18 protein-coding genes and 1 pseudogene are annotated in these 19,316 nt (G+C 51.3%); 12 read left to right on the top strand and 7 right to left on the bottom strand.

Translation table 11 applies throughout. From position 1 onward, the window contains the following. Nucleotides 1-259, bottom strand: a pseudogene (locus DU481_RS02005) (IS1595 family transposase); the annotation flags it as partial. A 339-nt stretch (nt 260-598) separates the two neighbouring features. Here DU481_RS02005 and DU481_RS02000 point away from each other — a divergent pair. Genes DU481_RS02000 through DU481_RS01990 form a run of 3 tightly spaced genes read left to right on the top strand, consistent with a single transcriptional unit; the run spans nt 599 to nt 3,283 of the window. Continuing rightward, nucleotides 599-2,644, top strand: coding sequence for a COR domain-containing protein (locus tag DU481_RS02000; protein WP_350131917.1), 2,046 nt, complete (start codon nt 599-601; stop codon nt 2,642-2,644). Nucleotides 2,645-2,700: 56 nt separating this feature from the next. Next, nucleotides 2,701-2,940 carry a type II toxin-antitoxin system Phd/YefM family antitoxin gene (locus DU481_RS01995; protein WP_350131915.1) on the top strand — a complete coding sequence of 80 codons (240 nt, stop codon included), beginning with the start codon at nt 2,701-2,703 and terminating at the stop codon, nt 2,938-2,940. A 13-nt stretch (nt 2,941-2,953) separates the two neighbouring features. After that, nucleotides 2,954-3,283: a nucleotide pyrophosphohydrolase gene (locus DU481_RS01990; protein ID WP_350131912.1), complete on the top strand. Its 330-nt coding sequence runs from the start codon at nt 2,954-2,956 to the stop codon at nt 3,281-3,283. Between the two features lie 10 nt (nt 3,284-3,293). On the opposite strand, the gene DU481_RS01985 is transcribed toward DU481_RS01990, so the two are convergent. Further along, nucleotides 3,294-4,445, bottom strand: a complete 1,152-nt coding sequence (locus DU481_RS01985) for a methyltransferase (RefSeq protein WP_350131910.1) — start codon at nt 4,443-4,445, stop codon at nt 3,294-3,296. A 216-nt stretch (nt 4,446-4,661) separates the two neighbouring features. On the opposite strand from DU481_RS01985, the gene DU481_RS01980 reads away from it, so the two are divergent. Then, nucleotides 4,662-6,029: a DEAD/DEAH box helicase gene (locus DU481_RS01980; protein WP_350131908.1), complete on the top strand. Its 1,368-nt coding sequence runs from the start codon at nt 4,662-4,664 to the stop codon at nt 6,027-6,029. Nucleotides 6,030-6,169: 140 nt separating this feature from the next. On the opposite strand, the gene DU481_RS01975 is transcribed toward DU481_RS01980, so the two are convergent. The 3 genes from DU481_RS01975 to DU481_RS01965 form a co-directional block, all read right to left on the bottom strand. Next, entirely contained in the window at nt 6,170-9,373 is a 3,204-nt protein-coding gene (locus tag DU481_RS01975; protein ID WP_350131905.1) for a multidrug efflux RND transporter permease subunit, read from the bottom strand. Then, nucleotides 9,370-10,617, bottom strand: coding sequence for an efflux RND transporter periplasmic adaptor subunit (locus tag DU481_RS01970; protein ID WP_350131902.1), 1,248 nt, complete (start codon nt 10,615-10,617; stop codon nt 9,370-9,372). Before DU481_RS01970 ends, DU481_RS01975 begins: the two co-directional genes overlap by 4 nt. Before the next feature lie 152 nt (nt 10,618-10,769). After that, nucleotides 10,770-12,158: an efflux transporter outer membrane subunit gene (locus DU481_RS01965; RefSeq protein ID WP_350131899.1), complete on the bottom strand. Its 1,389-nt coding sequence runs from the start codon at nt 12,156-12,158 to the stop codon at nt 10,770-10,772. Nucleotides 12,159-12,340: 182 nt separating this feature from the next. Here DU481_RS01965 and DU481_RS01960 point away from each other — a divergent pair, with 182 nt between their 5' ends. The 5 genes from DU481_RS01960 (at nt 12,341) to DU481_RS01940 (ending at nt 14,901) form a co-directional block, all read left to right on the top strand. Next, nucleotides 12,341-12,547 carry an addiction module protein gene (locus DU481_RS01960; RefSeq protein WP_350131896.1) on the top strand — a complete coding sequence of 69 codons (207 nt, stop codon included), beginning with the start codon at nt 12,341-12,343 and terminating at the stop codon, nt 12,545-12,547. Beyond that, nucleotides 12,547-12,687: a hypothetical protein gene (locus tag DU481_RS01955; protein WP_350131893.1), complete on the top strand. Its 141-nt coding sequence runs from the start codon at nt 12,547-12,549 to the stop codon at nt 12,685-12,687. Before DU481_RS01960 ends, DU481_RS01955 begins: the two co-directional genes overlap by 1 nt. 284 nt (nt 12,688-12,971) lie before the next feature. Then, nucleotides 12,972-13,925 carry a DUF2806 domain-containing protein gene (locus tag DU481_RS01950; protein WP_350131890.1) on the top strand — a complete coding sequence of 318 codons (954 nt, stop codon included), beginning with the start codon at nt 12,972-12,974 and terminating at the stop codon, nt 13,923-13,925. A gap of 97 nt (nt 13,926-14,022) precedes the next feature. Then, a complete protein-coding gene (locus DU481_RS01945; RefSeq protein WP_350131887.1) occupies nt 14,023-14,529 on the top strand; it encodes a hypothetical protein in 507 nt (168 codons plus the stop codon). Nucleotides 14,530-14,589: 60 nt separating this feature from the next. Next, nucleotides 14,590-14,901: a hypothetical protein gene (locus DU481_RS01940; protein ID WP_350131884.1), complete on the top strand. Its 312-nt coding sequence runs from the start codon at nt 14,590-14,592 to the stop codon at nt 14,899-14,901. Nucleotides 14,902-15,101: 200 nt separating this feature from the next. On the opposite strand, the gene DU481_RS01935 is transcribed toward DU481_RS01940, so the two are convergent. Together DU481_RS01935 and DU481_RS01930 are read right to left on the bottom strand one after the other, a co-directional pair. Next, nucleotides 15,102-15,389 (bottom strand): hypothetical protein, encoded by a 288-nt coding sequence (locus DU481_RS01935; RefSeq protein WP_350131881.1) that lies wholly within the window; start codon nt 15,387-15,389, stop codon nt 15,102-15,104. Between the two features lie 160 nt (nt 15,390-15,549). Then, nucleotides 15,550-15,738 (bottom strand): type II toxin-antitoxin system ParD family antitoxin, encoded by a 189-nt coding sequence (locus DU481_RS01930; protein WP_350131878.1) that lies wholly within the window; start codon nt 15,736-15,738, stop codon nt 15,550-15,552. A gap of 240 nt (nt 15,739-15,978) precedes the next feature. On the opposite strand from DU481_RS01930, the gene mnmG reads away from it, so the two are divergent. From mnmG to DU481_RS01915, 3 genes are read left to right on the top strand one after another with little or no spacing between them, the layout of a single operon-like run. Continuing rightward, nucleotides 15,979-17,877 (top strand): tRNA uridine-5-carboxymethylaminomethyl(34) synthesis enzyme MnmG, encoded by a 1,899-nt coding sequence (mnmG, locus tag DU481_RS01925; protein WP_502889902.1) that lies wholly within the window; start codon nt 15,979-15,981, stop codon nt 17,875-17,877. After that, nucleotides 17,874-18,554 carry a 16S rRNA (guanine(527)-N(7))-methyltransferase RsmG gene (rsmG, locus tag DU481_RS01920; RefSeq protein ID WP_350131872.1) on the top strand — a complete coding sequence of 227 codons (681 nt, stop codon included), beginning with the start codon at nt 17,874-17,876 and terminating at the stop codon, nt 18,552-18,554. Before mnmG ends, rsmG begins: the two co-directional genes overlap by 4 nt. Then, nucleotides 18,551-19,309, top strand: a complete 759-nt coding sequence (locus DU481_RS01915; RefSeq protein WP_090314935.1) for a ParA family protein — start codon at nt 18,551-18,553, stop codon at nt 19,307-19,309. The genes rsmG and DU481_RS01915 overlap by 4 nt, the downstream gene beginning before the upstream one ends. Nucleotides 19,310-19,316: the final 7 nt, after the last annotated feature.

Below are 19,316 nucleotides of genomic sequence, written 5' to 3'. Positions count from 1 at the left end.
CCCTTTTACCCCTGACTCGCTGGGCACCAAAGTAAGAGTCATCAACTTCTACAGAACCTTGCAGAGGGGATTCAAGTTCGCAATTCTGGGCAATTCGCTGTCGTATTTTAAGATAAATGGTATTGACGGATCGGATAGAAATGCCGGTCAATTGGGTTGTGTCAGTAGCAGTAAAATCCATCGAAAAACATCGAATAAGTTGCCTGAATTTTGCTTCTCTGATTCGAGAACGAAAATAGTATCTGTTTTTGGCATTCATCTCAGAAAGTTAGCACACTTTAGTAAGTGCTTAACTTCCTAAGACCCTAACGAAATATCAAAAACCGGGATTAAGCATTTTGTTGCGCTAGAAGAACTTGAGATTTTAGAATTAGAAAGAACCGCAGTAACAGGCTTAAATGAGTTTTCAAATTTACCTTGTCTTCGTAGACTAAATGTCAGTGATACTTTGGTAACTGATCTTTCGCCAATAAAATATTTATTAGAAAAAGGAATAGCAGCAAAAATAATAGATGATTGGAAAGATGGAGTTATCGTTGAGAATTGCTCATTAATCCATCCACCTCCTGAAATCGTTGAGCAAGGACATCAAGCTGTATTGAATTATTTTCGCGAAATCGATGTGCAAGGAACCGCCACACTGCTCGAAGCGAAAGTATTGATTGTCGGCGAAGGCCGGGCGGGCAAAACCAGTTTGCTGCGCCGTTTGTATCAGCAGAATATGCCGCTACCCACCGAGGATGAAACTACACGCGGCATCGATATTCACGCTTACAATTTTCGCCTCGGAGATGGTAGAACTTTTAGAATCAATGTATGGGATTTCGGTGGTCAGCAGATTTATCACGCCACGCACCAGTTCTTTCTGACAAAAAATTCTTTGTATATTTTGCTTGATGATACCGCCAAAGATTACAAATCGGTCACCGACGAAGGGTTCCGTTATTGGTTCGAAGTCATCGATTTGTTAAGCAAGCATAGCCCGGTATTGATTTTCCAGAATGAAAAAGGCGGGCGCAGTAAACCAATCGATATTGCTGGTATCAAAGGCCGTTTCGATAATGTGAAGGATGTTTGCCGCGGTAACTTGGAGTTTCCCGGGTCGGTAGATAATTTGGCGAGGGAAATTGAACACCTAGTGCAAAAACTGCCGCACGTAGGCGAACAAGTACCGGCAAAGTGGATCGATATCCGCCAAGCGCTCGAACGAAAAGCCGAACGAACGCCCTATATTACGCAACAGGATTATTTCGATCTATATGAACAGCATCTGAAATTCGATCGCTCCAAAGCGTTACTTTTAAGTCAATATCTGCATGATTTGGGTGTGTTCCTGCACTTTCAGGATGATGATGTGCTATGCAAAACGGTAATTTTACAAAACCGCTGGGCGACTGAGGCAGTTTTTCGCGTTATCGACGATGAAACCGTTAAATCCCGTTTGGGGCGGTTCACCGTTACCGATTGCGAACGTATTTGGAGCAGTTCCGAATACCGCGACATGCACCCGGAGTTGCGCGCATTGATGGAAAAATTCGAATTGTGCTATGCCTTGTCCGATTTGCCGAAGAGCGATAAAACCTGGTTGATGCCGCAATTGCTGCCACCATCGATGCCAACTGGGTTGCTTGACTGGGAAAAGCCGGGCGATTTGGTGCTGACCTACCGCTATCATTTTTTGCCCAAAGGATTGGTGAGCCGCTTGATGGTCAGGAAACACCGTTATGTGGTATGCCCGGATTTGGCATGGGCCAATGGTGTGTTATTCGAAGCGGATAGCAGCAGTGTCTTGGTGCAAGTCACATCGCGCGGCAATGAAATCGTGCTGCGCGCCCGCGGTGTGGATGCCAAAGCATTACTCAGCATCATCGCCGCCGACTTGGACGCATTGCATGCCAGCTTCAGTGGGTTAGAAGAAAAACTGCAAAAGCTGATTCCGTGCAATTGCGATCAATGCATTACTGCAGCAACGCCAGAAATGTATGAGTATAAATACCTGTTGAAGCGTAAGCAGGATGGCAAGCTTAATATCGAATGCCGGGCCAGTTATCGGGATGTGAATGTATTGTCGTTGCTCGATGGTTTCATCCCTGCATCGATACCGGACGAAATGCAAAATCGAAAAGAAGTTAAAACTACTTTCCAACCGGAAACTAAAACTGTCAAAATTTTTCTGGCTTCATCGAAAGAATTGCGCGACGACCGCAACGATTTCGATCTGTATTTCCGGCAACTGAATGACCGCTTGCGCAAGCGAGGTATTTATCTTGAAATCTTTCGTTGGGAAAATTTTCTCGATGCGATGTCGGGAACCCGATTGCAAGATGAGTACAACAAAGAGGTACAAGCTTGCGATATTTTTGTCAGCCTATTCATGACAAAAACGGGTAGTTTTACCGAAGAAGAATTTGACGTGGCTTATCAAGCTTTTCAGAAAAATGGTAAACCGCATATATATACTTACTTTAAAGACGCGCCGACTTCCATTGGCAGCATTGACAAATCCGCCTTGCAAACTTTGTGGAAATTTCAGGAAAAGATTGAAGCAATGGGACATTTCTGGACTCGGTACAGCGATATTGAGCACTTGAAGCGGCATTTTTCGGATCAGTTAGACAAATTGCTGGATGACTGGCCTGGTTAGTTTTCGCAATCTGCTCGATTTTCTATACGTTAGTTTGTACAAACAATGGTGATGTGATGGATGCAATCAGCTACACCGCAGTGCGCGCCAATTTAGCCCAAACGATGGAGCAGGTTTGCAACGATCACTTGCCTGTCATTATTACCCGGAAAGGGGCAGCGCCAGTTGTTCTGATTTCTCTCGAAGATTATCAGGCGCTGGAAGAAACCTTGTATTTGCTCCGCTCGCCTGCAAACGCCCGGCGGTTATTGGACTCCATTGCCGGATTGGAATCTGACAAAGGCGCTGCGCAATAATGGATCGAGAAAATTGAACGACATCCAACAACTCACCGAAATTTTGCGCAAATTCCGTGATGAACGCGATTGGGCGCAATTTCATAATGCGAAAGACTTGGCGATGGCGTTGAATATCGAGGCGGCCGAGCTGCTCGAGGTTTTTTTGTGGAAAGCGCCGGAGCAGGCGGATATCGATAGCGTCAAGGAAGAGCTGGCCGATGTGATCGCGTTTGCGTTGCTGCTGGCCGATAAATACGATCTCGACGTGGAGCAGATCGTGCTGGAGAAAATGGCGAAAAATGCGCTGAAGTATCCGGTCGAGAAATCCAAAGGCAGCGCGAAAAAGTACACCGAGTTGTAGCAATTCCCGGCTATTTTACGGCCAGCCGCCATAATGACGTGAGTTCCGCTGTCCGGGCGCTGTGTAACGGATCGCTGGTATCCGAAACACGTGGATGGTGCGGTTTTATATCGGTGCGTCCCATCACTTTCAAGCCCGCCGCATCGATCATGTGCAGCAATTCTTCGCGCGTACGCAATCCCAAATGTTCGGCAAAATCCGACAGAATCAGCCAGCCTTCGCCATCCGGCAGCAGATGATCGCGCAAACCATGCAGAAATCCGCGCAGCATGCGGCTTTCCGGGTCGAAAATGGCATGCTCGAGCGGTGAGCTGGGACGCGCCGGGATCCACGGCGGATTGCAGACGATCAGCGCCGCTTGTCCCTGCGGAAAAAGATCGGTTTGCACTAACTCGACGTGATCGACCAGATTCAAGCGCGTTAAATTGTCGCGTGCGCACTGTAATGCGCGCGGGTCTTGATCGGTCGCGGTGATGTGTTGCACGCCACGCAATGCCAATGCCGCAGCCAATACGCCGGTGCCGGTGCCGATATCGAAGGCGATGGATTGTTTGGCCAGTAGTTTGGGTAGCGGTGCTTGAGCGACCAATTTGACATATTCGTTGCGGATCGGTGCAAATACGCCGTAATGCGGGTGTATCGTCATACCCAGCGCGGCAATTTCAATCCCTTTCTTGCGCCATTCGTAAGCGCCGATCAATCCCAGCAACTCGCGCAGCGAGGCAATATACGCTCCGGTGCAAGCGCCATAAGCTTCCAGGCAAGCGGCATGCACATCCGGTGCGCGGCGCAACGGGATGCTGTGATCGGCATTAAAAGGAATCAATAATTTTTCCAGCGTGCGTGCACGTTGCGATTGCACCAGACGGTGCCGGTGAAATGCTTCGGCAGGCGTGAAAACCCTTTGCTGCCGTGGATTTTTCTCCGGTTTCTTTTTATCCACCCGTCGCGCCATTGCTTGCAACAGTTGCCGCGCATTTTGGAAATCACCGCGCCATAACAACGCCGTTCCTTCACAAGCCAGACGATAAGCAGTATCGGCAGGCATGCGGTCGTCAATAACCTGCACCCGTTTGGGTGGCGGCAAATCCTTTTCCGAACACCAGCGTGCTGATTTTTCTTCGTCCGCTTCATGCCAGCGGATGACGGGATAATCACACATTGTGAGAATTGCAGCAGGATAATAGGGCCACGGAATAGAAGTATAAATGCATGGGAAGTATGAGAAATTTATTGATTATAGTTGAGATTTTAAGTTCAACCCATATTATACTCATCATAAGTTTAAGTTCTGGATTTATGGCAGTATCCTTCATCCGCTTACCTTGATTGTCATGCGATAGTCGCTATGACAGACCGTTAACCCTCCTGGATTTTTATGTCTTTCTCAAATTTCGGCTTGTCCGATGAAATTATCCGTGCCGTCACTGAACGCGGCTATACGGTTCCTACCCCCATTCAAACACAAGCCATTCCAGCCGTATTGGCTGGCGGTGATTTATTGGCCGGTGCACAAACCGGCACCGGAAAGACTGCTGGTTTTACTTTACCCATTTTGCATCGTCTTTCCGACAAAAGTATCAAAGGACCATCCAGCGGGCGGCCACCGATACGAGCGCTGATTCTTGTGCCGACGCGTGAACTGGCCGCGCAGGTGGAAGAGAGTGTGCGTGATTATGGCAAATACCTGAAATTAAGCTCGATGATCATGATCGGCGGCGTGAATATTAATCCGCAAATCACGCGCCTGAAAAGCCGTGTGGATATATTGGTCGCCACGCCGGGACGGTTACTCGATCATGTGCAGCAAAAAACGCTGAATCTGTCGCAGATTGAGATTCTCGTGCTGGATGAAGCCGATCGCATGTTGGACATGGGATTTATCCGCGATATTAAAAAAATTCTCGCACTACTGCCCAAGCAGCGGCAGAATTTATTATTCTCGGCCACTTTCTCGGATGAAATCCAGGCACTGGCGGATAATTTACTCAACAAGCCGGTAATGATTGAGGTTGCGCGCCGTAATGCGACTGCTGACAAGGTGACGCACGTGGTGCATCCCGTAGATCGTGACCGCAAAAAAGAGCTACTTGCGCATTTGATTAAACAACATCGCTGGTCGCAAGTGCTGGTATTTACTCGCACCAAACATGGTGCTAATAAACTAACTGAATTTTTGGCAGCAAACGGCATTTCAGCGCTTGCCATTCATGGAAACAAAAGCCAGTCGGCGCGTACTCAGGCTTTGACAAAATTCAAGGCGGGTAGCCTGCAAGTGCTGGTGGCCACCGATATTGCCGCGCGCGGCATTGATATCAGTGAGCTGCCGCACGTTGTTAACTTTGAATTACCCAATGTGGCTGAGGATTATGTGCACCGAATCGGCCGCACAGGCCGCGCCGGTGCGGAAGGCGATGCGGTGTCGCTGGTGTGTGTCGATGAAACTAAGTTACTCACAGCAATCGAAAGATTGATCAAGCGTGAGTTACCCAGTCAGGTAATTGCCGGTTTTGAACCGGATCCACGCATTAAAGCCGAGCCGATAAAAAATGGCCGTGGCGGCGAGCCGCGTGGTGCGCCATCTTCACGAAACGCACCGCGTAGCGCACCAAAAAATGCTCCAAGCAAAAAACCAGCCGCTAAGAAACCTGCTGGGTTGGGTGGCTCTGCGCATCCGGCGGCCAATCGGCCATCCGCTCAGCGCCGTACTGGGGGTGGAGGACGGGGACGTCATGGCAATGTTTAGCAGGCGCCGTTGAAAAACTATTTGCGTTGCCGCTGTGGTGTTAAAACAGGCTGAAAATGCTCATTTATTAAGCAGAAACTGCGCTATCGCCTGTTTCTGCCTTGCATCGGCTGCCTCGAATACATTGACGGTGTAGCAGTTTACTTCTGATCACCGCTTGGATGATGATCCTGATTTTCCTTTTGTGGCGCAGGATCTTTGGCCTCAATGCGTTCGCTCTCAGCGGGTGGCAGTTTGCCGCGGTGCCCGATCTTGCCGATCAGCACAAAAAACAGCGGTACGAAAAAGATTGCCAGAAATGTCGCCGCCAGCATACCGCCGAATACTCCAGTACCGATTGAATGACGACTGGCGGCACCGGCGCCTGATGCGACCACCAAGGGAAATACGCCGAGAATGAATGCCATTGAGGTCATAATAATCGGGCGGAAGCGTAGCCGCGCGGCATCCAATGCCGCATCGGTGAGCGTTTCCCCGGCGGCATGGCGCTGATTGGCAAACTCGACAATCAAAATGGCGTTTTTAGCCGCCAAGCCGATCAAAGTCACTAAGCCGATCTGGAAATAAATATCATTGCTCAAACCTCGCATCCATATCGCCAGTAGCGCGCCGAGTATGCCGAAAGGAATCGCCAGAATCACTGCCATCGGAATCGACCAGCTTTCGTACAGAGCGGCCAGTACCAGAAACACCATCAGTAGCGCAAAGGCAAACACCATGACCGATTGTCCGCCCGCTTTGCGCTCTTGCAGCGAAATACCGCTCCAATCGAGGGTGTAGCCGCGTGGCAGCAGAATTTCATCGGCGGCTTGCTCCAGCGCGGCCAGCGCTTGCCCCGAGCTGTAGCCCGGCGCGGCACCGCCCAGTACTAGCGCGGAATTGGCGCCGTTGAAGTGCGTTACCGGATCGGGGCCGCTGTTGAATGTGGTATTGACGACCGAATCCAGCGGAATCATGGTCGACGTTGCGCCACTTTGCGCACGTACATAAATTTTGCTGATATCGTCGGGATTGGAGCGGTATTCCGGCAATGCTTCGGTTTGCACCCGGTAAATGCGGCCGAATTTGACGAAATCGTTGATATAAAAATTACCGAAATAGGCCTGCATGGTATCGAAAATTTCCGAAATCGGTACTCCCAGGGCCTTGGCGCGTTCACGATCTACCGTTACATACAGTCTTGGCGCACTGACCCGGAAATTGGTGCTGGCCACGGCAATCGCCGGATTTTCCATGGCCTTGGCGGTAAATTCCTGAGCCACCGCAGCAAACTCGGCGAAATCGCCGCCGCTGGGATCTTGTATCTGCACCGAGAATCCGCCGGTCGATCCCAATCCGCTGATCGAAGGCGCATTGAAAGCCAGAATCAGCGCCTCGGGAATCTTGGCGAATTCCTGAAAAGCAGCGCCGATCAAGCCGTGCACTTTTTGTTCGGGATTCGGGCGCGTATCCCAGTGATTCAGCGGAACGAACATGGTGGCTTGATTAGCACCGCGCGTGCTGAACACAAAGTTCTGGCCCGCCAGCACATCGGTGGAATGTACTGCCGGATTCGCCTGAAAATAGCTTTCGATTTTGCTCAATACTTCCCGCGTGCGCGTCATCGAAGCGCCATCCGGCAGTTGCACCACAGTGATGAAATAGCCCTGATCTTCTTCCGGCAGAAAACTGCCCGGCAGAATTTTGAACAAACCGATGATACCGGCAATCATCACCGCGAAAAGCGTCAGCGCAATCACCGAACGACGCAAGATTGTTGCCACAGCCCCGGTATAGCGGGTCTGCATCCAATCGAACGAACGGTTAAACAACTGCCAAACCCCTTGCGGCGCTTGATGCGCAGGTTTGAGCACCAGCGCGCATAAAGCGGGACTCAAGGTTAGCGCGACGAAACCGGATATGGCGACCGACAACGCAATGGTGATGGCAAATTGCTTATACAATTCGCCGGTAATACCACCAAGGAAAGCTACCGGCAAAAACACCGCGGCCAGCACCAGCACGATCGCGATCACCGGCCCGGACACTTCCTCCATGGCGCGTTTCGCCGCATCCCTGGGGGACAAACCGCCTTGATTCATGTGCCGCTCGACGTTCTCTACCACCACAATGGCATCGTCGACCACGATACCGATCGCCAGCACCATGCCGAACAACGTCAGCGTATTAATGGAAAATCCCAGCATTTCCATACCGGCCAGCGTGCCGATCAAGGAAACTGGAACGGCCACTGCGGGAATCAACGTAGCGCGCCAGCTTTGCAAAAAGACAAAAACTACCAGAATCACCAGCAGTGTCGCTTCCGCCAGCGTTATCAACACTTCTTTGATGGAAACATCGATGAACGTGGTCGTGTCGTAGGGAATGTCGTACGACACCCCGGCCGGAAAGCTTTTGCTTAAGCGCTGGACTTCCGCGCGGATACCCCGCACGGTCTCGAGCGCATTGGCACCGGGCGCCAGGAAAGTCAGCAAGAAAGTATTTGGCTGACCGTTCCAACGTCCCTCCAGATCGTATGATTGCGCCCCCAGTTCGATGCGCGCCACATCGCGCAGCCGCACCATCGAGCCGTCCGGGTAAGCGCGCACGATCATATCCTCGAATTCCTTGACCTCGCTCATGCGCCCGTGGGTAATCACCGGAATGGTCATTTCCGTGCCTTCCGGCGTCGGTTCGCGTCCGATCCGTCCCGCCGGAAAATCGCGGTTCTGTTCGCGCACCACGGCGGCGATTTCGCTGGGTGTCAGGTTCAGCTGCGCCATCCGCACCGGATCGAGGATGAGCCGCATGGAATAATTCTGGCCGCCGAAAATGATGGCATCGCCTACGCCGGGTAGGCGTTTGACATTATCGAGTATGCGTAGCAACGCGTAATTCGACAGAAAAACGTTATCATGCTTGGGATCGGTGGAGCTCAGGATGACCACAGCGAGCAAATCCGGCGATGTTTTTTTCACCGTCACGCCCTGCCGCACCACTTCATCCGGCAGCTGCGGCTCAGCCAAGCGTTGCCGGTTCTGCGTCTGCACTTGTGCGATATCGACATCGGTACCGATCTCGAAGGTCAAGCGCAGCATCATGTGACCATCGTTGGTACTGACCGATTCGTAATACAGCAGATTATCGATGCCGGGTAACTGCACTTCGATCGGGCGCGCCACCGCTTCGGCAACGACTTCCGCGCTGGCGCCGGGATAATCTGCGTCGATCTGCACCATCGGTGGGGTAATTTGCGGAAATTGCGCAACCGGTAATTTCTGCAACGCCACCAAGCCTAGCACGACAATGATGATCGACAATACCGATGCGAAAATAGGCCGGTCGATGAAAAAATGTGACTTCATGGTGCGACCTGCTGAGCCGGTTGATCGGATGTCTGAACGGCGGCGCTTTCCTGCAGTTGTTGCTGCTGTTCAATCGCGTGCACTTTTACCCCTGGCAGGATGCGGAAAAATCCTTCCACCACTACGCGTTCCCCCGGCTGCAAACCACTCTCGATCAACCAATCCTTGCCGCGCCAAGCGCTGGCTTGCACCGGACGCAGTTGCGCGGTTTCCTCAGCGTCGATCACATACACGAATGAATCGTTGGGACCTTGCTGCACCGCGCGTTGCGGGATCAGCATGGCGTTATTGCGGATATAACCCTTAATACGGACTCTGACGAACTGGCCGGGATAAAAATAGGAATCTCCCGGCGCCATGCCGCCTTCCGGATTGGGAAATTTGAAACGCCCCTGCAACGATCCGCTTTGCGGCCGTATCGTGACATCGGCGAAATCCAGTATGCCTTCGTGCGGATACACGCTGCCATCGGAAAACGTCATAACGCCGCGTAGCTGGAAAATGTCGGGCCGTTCCACCTTATGCGCAGCTAATTCGCGGCGGCGGCGCAGCAAATAGCTTTCCGGTACATTGACGTTGACATACATCGGATCGAGCTGATCGATCGTGGCGAGTAGCGATTCTTGTGCGGAAACCAACCGTCCTTCGTAAAACTGGCTGCGGCCGATACGGCCGTTGACCGGCGCGGTGATCAGTGTGTTATCGAGATCGAATTTTGCTTTGATCAGATCGTTTTGCGCGGCTTCCAGCGTTGCGCGGGCTGCCAGCATTCCGGCCTCGGCGTCATCGACGTCTTTCTTGCTGACGGCTTGCTTTTCCAGCAACGGTTTGACACGCGCCAGATCTTGCTTGGCTTGGGTCAGGCGTGCTTGGGATTGCGCAACTTTCGCTTTGTTGCTGAGGTAAATGGCCTTAAAAGGCACCGGATCGATCAGGTATAACTTGTCGCCTTGTTTAACGTTCCGCCCTTCGATGAAATGAATCTTTTTGATAATACCGCTGACTTGCGGACGAATCTCAACCGGCCGGAAAGCCTCGGTCTGCCCGATGAACTCCGGCTGATCGTCAACCGTTTGCGGCGCTATGGTAATGACTTCGACCTGCGGTGGCGGTGGCGCCGGATTTTCCGGCGGCTGGCCCGAACAGGCTGTTAACAGCACGAGCAACAAAACCGTCAAACAATAAGCCGCGATTGAACTGCTTCGAGCTTCACGGGCATTGATCCATTGAAATATTTTCTGCATAGCGTCGACTCTGGGTTATTTTGATTATTTAATGGAGAAGCCGGTCAGGAAAAATGTACTTAAATCGCTGCCAGACTATTTAAAATTTTATGTGTCAACCGGCGCGCGATAAGTTCCGGCTGTTCACGGGCTCGCCTGCTACAAACCGGTGGTTACAACAACACCCATCCGCCACCCAATGCTTTGTAAAGCTGCACGATCGATACCAGATGCAGGCGGTGGGTCGCCATCAGCGCGAATTCCGCGTCGAACAAGTTGCGTTTGGCCAGCAGCACATCGACATAACTGGTAATGCCGCCGTGGTAACGTAGATCGGCTACCTGCAACGCGGAGCGCAGCGCGTCCACTTGTTCTTGCTGCGCCTTGCGCTGATCGTTGGCGGTGCGCACCGCCACTAGGGCATCTTCAACTTCCTTGAAGGCCACCAGAATGGTCTGTTCGTATTGCGCCAATGCCTGCCGCGCTTGCGCTTCCGCTGCGCGCTGCTCGAATCCCAAGCTTTGCGCGTTTAACAACGGCACGGCCAGACCAAGGCCGCCCGCGCCGAATTCACTGCCGGAAAGCAGCAGATTGGAGATCGCCGGACTGGCCACGCCAAGAAAACCGGTAATCGAAATCTTGGGAAAGCGCGCCGCTTTAGCCACGCCGATTTTTGCCGTCGCCGCCGCTAGCATATGCTCGGAACGTATAATGTCGGGACGCCGTTGCAGCAATTCCGATGGTAACCCGGCGGGTACTTCCGGCGGCATGACTTGTTCGATCAAGGTATGACCACGTGCCACCGTCGCCGGATTTTTTCCCAGCAGCACGCTGAGTTCGTTCTCTTTTTGCCGCATTTGCCGCTCCAGATCGGCAATGCGAGCGGCGGCATTGGCGCGTTCGGCCTGGAATTGATCGAAATCAAGGCGGGGAATGATGCCGCCGAGCAACTGCGCCTGCGCAATGGCGACCGACTCTTCCCAGGAATTCAAGGCACGCTGGGCGATCTCACGCTGCATGTCGAGTTGCAGCAGATCGAAGTAAGATTGCGCCACCGCGCTGACCAGCGTCAGAATCACGGCGTGCCGGCTTTCTTCCTGCGCGAGCAGATCGGCGCGCGCTGCCTCGTTGGAGCGGCGGATTTTGCCCCAGATATCCAATTCCCAATTCAGCGTGGTCTGGCCGTAATAGTTGAACGGCGTGGCAAAGCCCGGACGCAGAAACCCGCCGAGCGTGCCGAAAGCCGGCGCATTGGCATCGGCGCCGATGTTCGGAATAAATCCCATGCGCGTGGTATATAAACGCGCCTCAAACTCTTCAACAGTAGCCACCGCTTGCTTGAGGTTTTTGTTTTCCTGCAAAGCCTGCCGGATCAGCTGCTGCAACGTTTCATCCTGCAACAACTCCCACCAGCGCAAATTGGCAACCGATTCACCCTCCATCGGCGCCATGCGGAATTTCTCCGCGACATCGACCTGCGGACGAATATAATCCGGCCCCATCGCGCAGGCGGTGAGCAGCAGGAAGGGTAAGATCGATAAGTTGCGAAGCCAGCGTTGCATATGTTTTATTTGGTGATTGAAGATTGCAATTTAAGTATTGCTAAAATTGATCATTGACTGATTATAGACTATAGACAACATCTGGACATGTTGATTTTGCATGGACTACCCGTTAAGCATGAAATGCGGCTATCATTAATAGTAGTAGCATCGCGGAAATCAATAAGAAGGCAGTCATCGCCATGGACAAAAAAAAATTAATTGCAGAAGCAGTGAAATTACCCTCAGCCGAGCGCTTTGCAGTGATCGATGAACTTCTGCATAGCCTCGATCGTATTGATTCCGAGCTGGATCGTATTTGGATCGAAGAAGCCGAGCGTCGTCTACAAGCTTATCGCGAAGGCAAAGTTAAAGGTATTCCGGCCAGTGATGTCATCGGTGAATTCTGATGCATGTCGAGTTTTCACTCGAAGCCAAGGCGGAATTTGAAGACAGTGAACGTTACTACGAATGCCAACTACAAGGATTGGGCGCTCAATTCTGCATTGTGCACCGGATTATTGAATCAACCGTAGCAAATGACAATTAGCTGCCTTGATTGGATGCTGCAATAAAATTGCTTCAAGCCCCCTTGCGGATGCTTTCATCGAATGTGTTATATAATAAGCAAATGAAAATAGCACACTGTTTTTGTTTATTAATTTTACCTTTGACGCATTATATTGCGTCATTTCGAACGTCTAATTCTAGTTATGCCCTACGCAACTTCATGACCTCGCATGGAGGGTCGGCATGATCGAAATTAAGGACTTGGTTGGCCTCAGCAAACCATTAACGCGTCTGATCTAAGTAATCTCAGCTGGCATCGGCGCGGTGTCACGGCCATATCTCGCAAAGAAAGACTCAGAAGCTAAAGCACATGAAATTCGCGTCATATCCGCAGCCCTTAAAGAGGTTGCAGAACAACATCGTCTTCCGGTTATTTACAAGGAAGGCGTAATTGAGGTTTGGCAGAAGCCAGAAGATCGAACGTTGGCTTTAGATGCCCTGCCCCCCGAAGAGCGAACTGCACTGCGCCTTGATTATCAGGAACGGAAGCGACAACAGAATATTGAAGGCATTACGTCTGTAGCTGCTGCCGAACTTTCACAGATTGACGACATCTCTGGCGAAAAACCTGACGAGGATTGGATCACTCGATTCTTCAGTTCAGCGCAAGACATATCCTCTGAGCAGATGCAAGACCTTTGGGGCCGGGTTCTTGCTGGAGAAATCAAGAAGCCAGGAAGTTATTCGTTAAAGACACTCGAATTCATGAGGAACGTAACAAAATCAGATGCTGCTGCGTTAGAACATGTGGGCAAGATTTCGCTCCAGTATGGGGCCACAACGTTCATTGCAACTCATGACCAGAATTGGCTTCAAGAACATTTGAAAATCTATCCTGGGCATCACTTTTCCGTAAGCGAAATGGGAGCGATGTACCCGACAGATCTGAACCTGAGACTATTCCGTGAAGACTCGACTCAGGAAGAAGTGTTTGTCGCGGGCGATCTAATGTTGTTAGTCAGTCGGGGAGAGAACAAGAGTGAGATTCAACTTCCGATGTGGAAGTTCACGATGGTAGGACGTGAACTACTAGCGCTTATTCCAAAGGCAAACGACGAGACATATCTGGAATCGCTCGGATTGTTTTTCGTTGAAAAGAAAGCTAACGCCCGCATCGCGCGAGTTATCGAAAAGCTTCCAGACGGTCGAATTCGTTACAACGACATTCGCACCATTGATAAACCATCAACGCTGGATGATGCTAAGACCGAGGCATAACCCGGCACTGCGCAAAAAGCCGCGCAGGCCGCTCACTGCTACGTTAGGCCTCGCAATCAAGAGCCCCGCGGCTTCACACAAAGAAGGAGATTCCGACTTGAAAGAGGACGAGTTCCACCTGGCATGGCCAGACGAGATTAAAGTAAATGTGACAATCACTTGGACCAAGCCAGCACCACACGACTTATTGTTCTCTGGCGGCCTTGACGAAGACGACACCGCCTACTTCTACTCAATCGTCGGACGCGTTGATCGCGAGTGGTGGCCCTTCTATATCGGAATGACGCACGCGCAGAGCGCCGCGAAACGCAATCAGCAGGTTGATCATCAGGAACGGCTGAAGCTACTAAAGAAGAAAAATAAGGGGCAAGACTTCAGTATCACGCTTGGCACCCCAACATTTCCCAAAGGCACGAGAGTTACTTCTAGTTTGATCGGCAAGATTGAGGGCTTGTTGATCTACAGCAACTGGAATGATCTGATGGTGAACAAGAAGAAGACTCAAGGGTTTAGCAGTAATCAATCAATCTACATTAGCAACACCGGATGGGCGGAGCATCTTGAGAAAGAAGTCGCATACGGTGTGTTCTATCGCGAGGCCTAACCCCTCGCTCAAGCCTCCGCGGGCAGCTTAGCTCGAACGTTAGCGCCCAAGGAGGAAGGCATGACAGCACACGACAAGAAACGCTATTACATCCATGGCGATCGCTACGAGCTCGATCGCTATTACTGTGCTGAATGCGATGTGTTCTTTGACGAATCGCATTTCTCGCATCCCCATCGCGAGAATCACTATGTGCGCTATGCGGCGGCTAAAGGTATTAAGAAGCTCATGAAGGGTAGTGAAGAATACTTCCGCCCTGAATCGTCGGCATCTTTCTATCTATGTAGTGATATCCGAGCCGAGTCCTCCCGAGGCCATTATCTCAGTCCAAGAGATAAACCAGTTGAGTTGAGGTCGCCTCGGTTTTTATGAATTTAGTGGTGTCAGTGCAATATCCCTCGTTTAATCCTTGCACTTTTCTATACATGCGTTGCGTATGGGAAGCTGCCACATTCTCAGATCCCGGTTGCTTTAGATATTACCTTGTGGTTAGGCAATGCAGTGGCTCTATGTCACCCAAATTAGATACAACGACTAACTCTCATTCAATCGATTTGTCTTCGGCAAGCCGGTTACGATGTGGTTGGAATTAATGCTTGTGACTGACCATAGGGGATAGCAGTCGAGAAGCGAGAAGACCGCACATGAGTCGCTATTTTATTAAAGATTCCGGCAAATGCCGCCAAAAATCCATGCGCTGGTGCAAAATACGCACGATCAAAAGATGCGATTCTTTGGGGATATAAAACGCGACATGGGATTGATACTCGAATCGTTTCAGGATTGAGTGCGAACTCGGTAGCATTGCGGCCTAATTTGAGTGTTTTCAGCCAGAATTTCAAAGCAATGATTAATTCCATCGCGATAAACCCTGGCTTGTTCGATGCCGAAAGTCCGAATGGTGAAATCGGCAATATCGGACAAGTCGATAGCAGCCCGATTGGTTAACAGGAATTTAGCCACGCTTATTTTTAGAGCGCTGCTCGGCTTCTTCCCAAATCTCGCCTACTGTCTTATTACTTACACCACTTTCCAATCCTTCCTGAATGGCTTTTTTAATGCTAAAAACTGAGCATTTTGTTCCTGGTCTCGGCGTAAGAGATCGCGAATATATTCGCTGTCATTGGTAAAGCCGCCGGCGGCAATTTGTGTTTTGATCCATTGATCTTGCTTGTCTGTTAGCGTAATCGTTTTTCGTATGGTTGCCATGCTGATATTCGAATGCTGAGTGAGTTAATCATACTATTGATGCATTATTGCATCATAGTAGCGCTATCTCGAAAACACTTGTTATCTTGTGGGAGTGGAGGAAATTAGCTTGCTCTTGAACTTCTACTCCACCTATAATTGCCCGCCAAAATTTCACCTTTTTAGCTTACAATGGGTTTCACGTGAAACCAATCGATTAAATTCTTCTTGTGCTGTCTGAATTATCAATCATCTAACACTATGAGTAATCACATGGATTTTGACATTATTGTGGTCGGTGGCGGGCATGCCGGAACGGAAGCTGCGCTAGCGGCGGCGCGTATGGGGTGCAAGACGTTGTTGCTGACACATAATATCGAAACCATCGGGCAGATGTCGTGCAATCCGTCGATCGGCGGCATCGGCAAGAGTCATCTGGTGAAGGAGATCGATGCGTTGGGCGGTGCGATGGGATTGGCGGCGGATGAGGCAGGGATTCAGTTTCGTGTGTTGAATTCGAGTAAAGGTCCGGCGGTCAGGGCGACGCGCGCGCAAGCCGATCGTGTGTTGTATAAGCAAGCGATCCGCAGCCGTGTGGAGAATCAGTCGAATTTGCAGGTCATGCAGCAAGCGGTCGACGATTTGATTATCGAGCAGGATCGCGTGGTCGGTGTGATCACGCAGTTGCAGCTCAAGATACGGGCGCGCGCGGTGATTTTGACGGTCGGCACATTCCTGGCTGGACTGGCGCATATCGGCAAAACCCATTTCAAAGCGGGCCGGGCGGGCGATCCGCCATCAATCACGTTAGCGCAACGCTTGCGTGAAATGGAATTTCCGGCAGGGCGGCTGAAAACCGGTACGCCGCCGCGCATCGACGGGCGCAGCATGGATTATGCCAAACTGCTAGAGCAGCCCGGTGATCAACCGGCGCCGTCATTTTCGCTGATCGATACCAGCATTCAACATCCGCGCCAGATTTCCTGCTGGATCACGCATACCAATAGTGAGACGCACGACATTATCCGCGACGGCTTGGTCGATTCACCGCTGTTTACCGGAAAAATCGAAGGTGTCGGGCCGCGTTACTGTCCTTCTATTGAAGATAAGGTGGTGCGTTTTTCCGCGCGCGAATCGCATCAGATTTTTCTTGAACCGGAAGGTTTGGGTACGCATGAAATATACCCGAATGGCATTTCAACCAGTCTGTCGTTCGATGTGCAGGTCAAACTGATACATTCGATTGCCGGTCTGGAAAATGCGCATATCACGCGACCCGGCTATGCCATCGAATACGATTATTTCGATCCGCGCAATTTGAAGCGTTCGCTCGAAACCAAAACCATTGGGAATTTGTTCTTCGCCGGGCAAATCAACGGTACGACCGGTTATGAAGAGGCCGCCGCGCAAGGGCTGCTGGCGGGCGTTAACGCCGCGTTGAAAGTTCAAGAGAAGGAGGCCTGGTTGCCGCAACGCCACGAGGCGTATCTGGGCGTGCTGGTCGATGATTTGGTGACTTCCGGCGTGACCGAGCCGTATCGGATGTTCACCAGCCGCGCCGAATACCGCTTGCAATTGCGCGAGGACAATGCCGATTTGCGCTTGACCGAGACCGGGCGGAAGTTGGGTCTGATTGACGATCAACGCTGGGAAGCATTTTCCAATAAACAGGAGGCGATCATCAAGGAACAGCAGCGGCTCGATTCGATTCGCGTGTTGCCCGGTACATTGCCGGAGCAGGATGCTCTTCGTGTGCTCGGTAAAGGCATTGAGCGCGAATACACGTTGACCGAATTGCTAAAGCGCCCCGATGTGACGTATGAGACATTGATGACCTTGCCCGGCGCGGGCGAGCCAGTTGTGAGCGCGCAAGTCGCCGAGCAGGTTGAAATCCAAGCTAAATATCATGGTTATATCCAGCGCCAGAAGGAAGAGGTGTCGCGCCAGGCGCAATATGAAAATACCTTGCTGCCGAAGGAAATTGACTATGGCGTGGTCAAGGGGTTATCCAACGAAGTGCAGCAGAAACTGAATCAACACAAACCGGAAACCATCGGCCAGGCGTCGCGCATTTCCGGCGTCACACCGGCGGCGATTTCGTTATTGCTGGTGCATTTGAAACGCGGCTTTGCAGTCAATGACAAAAAACAAAGCGCATGACCTTGCTGCCGCAGATTACGCACGGCTTGCAAGCGCTCGATGCGGATTTTACCGCAGCGCAAGAACAGCTTGCCGGAAGCATCGCGCATTATTTATTACTGATCGAAAAATGGAACAAAATCCATAATTTGACCGCGATCCGCAATCCGCATGACATGCTGGTGCAGCATGTGCTGGATAGCTTGGCGGTGTTGCCGCATATTCAGGGACCGCACATTATCGATGTTGGCACCGGTGCAGGCTTGCCGGGCATTCCGGCCGCGCTGGCAAGGCCAGATTGGCAAGTGACCTTGGTGGAAAGCAATCAGAAGAAAGTGGCTTTTTTGCGGCAAGTTAAAATTGAACTGGCATTGCAGAACGTGGAAATCATGGCGTTGCGCGTCGAGGATGTCCGGCTGTCTGGCAAGGTGGATACCGTTATTACGCGCGCATTTTCGGAATTAGGTGAATTTATCGCATTAACCCGGCATTTGCCTGCGGAAAATGCCGCCAATTGCCGCTGGGTCGCAATGAAGGCGAATTGCGCTGAAAATGAACTGAAACAGATCCGTGCTCCCTTTGGCATCGAAAAGATTGTTGCGCTGACAGTGCCCGGATTGGATGCCGCCAGGCAGTTGATCATTATCAAAAAAAGTAATTTTGATTCAGCTTCACGAATGCAGGAATCAGGCCCGTGACGAAAATTCTAGCCATTACCAATCAAAAAGGCGGTGTCGGCAAAACCACCACCAGCGTCAATCTGGCGGCAAGTCTCGCGGCTGCCGATAAATGCGTGCTGCTGGTCGATCTCGATCCGCAAGGAAATGCCACAATGGGCAGCGGCACGAACAAACAGACGGTGAAAACCACGGTGTATCACGTGTTGCTCGGTCATGCGGAAATACAACAAGCGCTGGTGAGCGGCACGCAAGGAAAATACGACCTGATTCCCGCCAATCGCGATCTGGCCGGTGCGGAAGTCGAAATGGTCGATTTTCCGCAACGGGAAGCGCGGCTCAAAACCGCATTGCAAGAAATCCAGCACGAATACGATTACATTCTGATCGATTGCCCTCCTGCGTTGAATTTGCTGACGCTTAACGGTTTATGCGCGGCGCACGCGGTGATGATTCCGATGCAGTGCGAATATTATGCACTGGAAGGCTTGAGCGATCTGGTCAATACCATCAAGCGCGTGCGCGGTAGCTTTAATCCGGTGTTGCGCATTGAAGGGCTGCTACGCACCATGTTCGATCCGCGCAATATCCTGGCGCAGCAGGTATCCGATCAATTACAGAAGCATTTCGGCGACAAGGTTTACCGTACCGTGATACCGCGCAATGTGCGCTTGGCCGAAGCGCCCGGTTTTGGCCTGCCGGTGTTGTACCACGACGGGCAATCCAAAGGCGCGCAGGCTTATTTGGAGCTGGCTAAGGAAATACTCAACGCGTGATCGCAAC

This window comes from Nitrosomonas sp. (assembly GCF_040240425.1).
Taxonomy (GTDB): domain Bacteria; phylum Pseudomonadota; class Gammaproteobacteria; order Burkholderiales; family Nitrosomonadaceae; genus Nitrosomonas.
The sequence above is the reverse complement of the archived record's forward strand: the minus strand, read 5'-3'. Positions and strand labels throughout refer to the sequence as shown.